Below are 2,772 nucleotides of genomic sequence, written 5' to 3' on the forward strand. Positions count from 1 at the left end.
AACACCCCGGAGCGGGACCGGCCCTGAACCCGCGCGTCGCGGCCGGCCGTCGAGTGCCCAGGTGGAGCACTCCGGCCGGCCGCGACACGTCTTCCGGTGCAGCGCCGACGGCGCGATGACGCCCACGGACACGCTCACCGGTGCTAGGGTGCGTTCCCTCCGCGACACACAGACACCCGGCACGGGTGCCGGGGGCGTTCCTGGGGGGATCGACGTGCCCACGGTATGGACCAGACGTCTGCAGATACTCGTGTTCACCTGTTCGCTGGTGTTCACCCTCGGCACCGCGTTGCAGAATTTCGTCGTCGTCGACGAGGAGATGCTCCGGCACACCATGCGCCTGGCCGGGCAGACCGCCGACGAGGCGGCGGCGAACGCACCCGGCTTCCTGACCGGCTTCCGCGTCGTCGGCTGCGTCTACCTCGTGGGCAACGCGCTCGGACTCCTCGCGCTGACCGGACGGAACTGGGTGTACTGGGTGGTGCTCGCCGTCAACGTCACGCAGGCGGCCGGGGTGGTCGTCATCCCCACCGAAGTCTTCGAGACCTCACTCGACCTGTACGGGACGGCGGGCGTACTGCCGACCGCCGTCACCGACGGGGGTGCGCTGCTGCTGTCCGCGGTCCTGCTGACGTTCCTGGTGCGGTTCCGCAGGCCATGGGCCCGCCGCCGGCTTGACCCTCGGGACGGGCAGCGGGACGAACCCGCTCCACGGTGACGACGGGACACAGCGGCGATGACGGACACAGAGTCCACACCATCGTGTGGTCACACGCTGTGGAGCTGAGGGGAATCGAACCCCTGACCTCCGCCTTGCAAAAGCGGCGCTCTACCGATTGAGCTACAGCCCCGGACCGCGGGTGGCATCACCCGCGGGTGGTCTCAGTTCGTGCTCGTCGCGTCCGAGCTCGCCTTGGTCGGGGCGCTGCCGTTCTGGGAGGCGCCGGCCGTGGGGCGCTCGCTCGGTGCGGTGGCTTCGCGCCACAGATCGGCTTCGGCCTTGGCGTCCTTGTTCTTCTTGATCACGAAGAACACGCCGCCCGCGACGACCGCGAGTGCCAACAGCTTCTTCACGGTGAAGCCCTCCTCGACAACCTGCTGACCATGCGCCCCCGATGCTACTGCACGTCCCCGGCCGCGTGTTTATCCGGTACCGCACCCGGGTAGCTGCGGGGAGTCATCGTCGGAGAAAGGGGAGTCGCATGGCCGAACGGGACGAGAACCAGGAAGGGATCAAGGGCGCGGTCGAGGACCTCAAGGGTCGCGCCAAGGAGACCTTCGGAACGGCGCTGGGCAACGACGAGATGGAACGCGAGGGCAGCGCCCAGCAGGAGAAGGGGCAGGCGCAACAGACGGCCGCCGAGAAGCAGGCCGAGGCCGAGCGCGCCGAGCAGGAGGCCGGCCGGGCCGAGTCCCGCGAACAGTCCCAGCAGTGATCGGAGGCGGCACAGACCGCATCCGAAATTCACTCGATATGACGTATCGCCGGGTGTGCGGTCCCTCCGCACCGGCGCGCCCCGGCGGGCACCGTCCCGACGTCGTTGTTTCACATGGAACAGCGGCGGTGTGCCCCGCCGGAGCCCCGGGCGGCAGAGCCGTCCCGGGTCAGTAATCCAGGGCGGACAGCGGTAGCCGCCCGAGCGACCATCCGGCCACCTCGGTCAACAGACCACGCCAGTGGACCCCGGGCTCGGGACCGAGGTGGCCGGACGGTTGCACCCACTGGCTGTCCCGCAGGTGTACGTAGGTGACCTCGCCGTGCACCTCACCCCGGTTCTGCGAGGCGCGCTTCTTGTAGAGCACCGACTGCTCCCGGTACACGTTCGCCACGTGGTACGCCGCCTCCGACCCCTCCAGTTCGACGAGCGTGGCGACCTCGTCCATCCAGCGCGTCGCCGTCACCAGGTCGCCGGTGATGAGGCCACCCGACACGCTCAGGGTGACGCCCATGGCGAAATCCTCCATCTGGTTCGCCGCGTCGACGAACGCCTGCAACAGGAAATCCGGGCGGGCAGCGCACATCACCGGCCCCCTTCGTCACCGACTGTCGTGTCGGAGACCTACCCCCACCGGAACCGGATGAACGCACCGGCGGACGACGTCACGCCTGTGACTGACACCGGGACGACAGGACGGGTGGCCCGGTCGGAGACGAAAAAAGGGCCGGTACCCGAATCCGGATACCGGCCCCTTCCGGTGGGCCCAGGAGGACTTGAACCTCCGACCTCATCGTTATCAGCGATGCGCTCTAACCGCCTGAGCTATGGGCCCGTAACGCTGAACAGCTTACCTCAGGCGATCAGCGACCTCCCGACGGGGGTCGCTACTCCCGCTCGGACAGCGTCACCTCGAGGCCACCCGCCATGTCGGCACAGACGTTGTAGATGAACGCGCTCACCGTGGCCAGGGCCGACACCAGCACGATATTGATCGCACCGACGACCGCGGCGGCGATGAACACCGTGCCCGCCGTGATCAGCGGACCCTCCGTCGCCGCGCCGTCGTTCTGCACCAGCGAGTCGTACGTGCCGTTGATGCTCTCCCAGACGCCCATCCCGCCGAGCACGGTGTAGAGAACGCCCACGGCGACGAGCCAGACGAAGAACAGGGCCACGCCGAGCACCAGGGACAGCTTCAGCACCGACCACGGATCGAACCGCTTGAGCTGCAGGTTCGCCCGCCTGGGCCCGCGCCCGGGCCTCCGCAGCGCACTGATCGGCCGCGAACCGCCACCGGCGGCACGGCCCTGCTCGGGCGCCTGCGCGCCGAGCG

The 2,772-nt window shown here is 68.9% G+C and carries 5 protein-coding genes and 2 tRNA genes; 2 read left to right on the plus strand and 5 right to left on the minus strand.

Annotated elements, in window-relative coordinates; all coding sequences use genetic code 11:
• The first annotated feature begins 214 nt into the window (after positions 1–214).
• Complete coding sequence (locus ACTIR_RS0108615) at positions 215–718, plus strand: hypothetical protein (protein WP_026453961.1); 504 nt, start codon at positions 215–217, stop codon at positions 716–718.
• A gap of 60 nt (positions 719–778) precedes the next feature.
• Here ACTIR_RS0108615 and ACTIR_RS0108620 read toward each other — a convergent pair.
• A tRNA-Ala gene (locus ACTIR_RS0108620) sits at positions 779–851 on the minus strand.
• Positions 852–882: 31 nt separating this feature from the next.
• A complete protein-coding gene (locus tag ACTIR_RS0108625) occupies positions 883–1,074 on the minus strand; it encodes a DLW-39 family protein (protein WP_007025739.1) in 192 nt (63 codons plus the stop codon).
• A 128-nt stretch (positions 1,075–1,202) separates the two neighbouring features.
• Here ACTIR_RS0108625 and ACTIR_RS0108630 point away from each other — a divergent pair, with 128 nt between their 5' ends.
• Positions 1,203–1,436 (plus strand): CsbD family protein, encoded by a 234-nt coding sequence (locus tag ACTIR_RS0108630; protein ID WP_026453962.1) that lies wholly within the window; start codon positions 1,203–1,205, stop codon positions 1,434–1,436.
• 169 nt (positions 1,437–1,605) lie between these two features.
• Here ACTIR_RS0108630 and ACTIR_RS0108635 read toward each other — a convergent pair whose 3' ends face one another.
• From ACTIR_RS0108635 to ACTIR_RS0108645, 3 genes are all read right to left on the minus strand, one after another.
• Positions 1,606–2,022 carry a hypothetical protein gene (locus ACTIR_RS0108635; RefSeq protein ID WP_007025741.1) on the minus strand — a complete coding sequence of 139 codons (417 nt, stop codon included), beginning with the start codon at positions 2,020–2,022 and terminating at the stop codon, positions 1,606–1,608.
• Between the two features lie 175 nt (positions 2,023–2,197).
• A tRNA-Ile gene (locus ACTIR_RS0108640) sits at positions 2,198–2,271 on the minus strand.
• Between the two features lie 52 nt (positions 2,272–2,323).
• A partial coding sequence (locus ACTIR_RS0108645) for a DUF3566 domain-containing protein (RefSeq protein ID WP_026453963.1) occupies positions 2,324–2,772 on the minus strand: 449 nt, incomplete at its 5' end.

Source organism: Saccharomonospora iraqiensis subsp. iraqiensis, assembly GCF_000430445.1.
Lineage (GTDB): Bacteria > Actinomycetota > Actinomycetes > Mycobacteriales > Pseudonocardiaceae > Saccharomonospora > Saccharomonospora iraqiensis.

Excerpts from the sequence above, each read along its gene's own strand:
- ACTIR_RS0108635 (WP_007025741.1), bottom strand. The coding sequence starts at position 2,022 with ATGTGCGCTGCCCGCCCGGATTTCCTGTTGCAGGCGTTCGTCGACGCG.
- ACTIR_RS0108630 (WP_026453962.1), top strand. The coding sequence starts at position 1,203 with ATGGCCGAACGGGACGAGAACCAGGAAGGGATCAAGGGCGCGGTCGAG.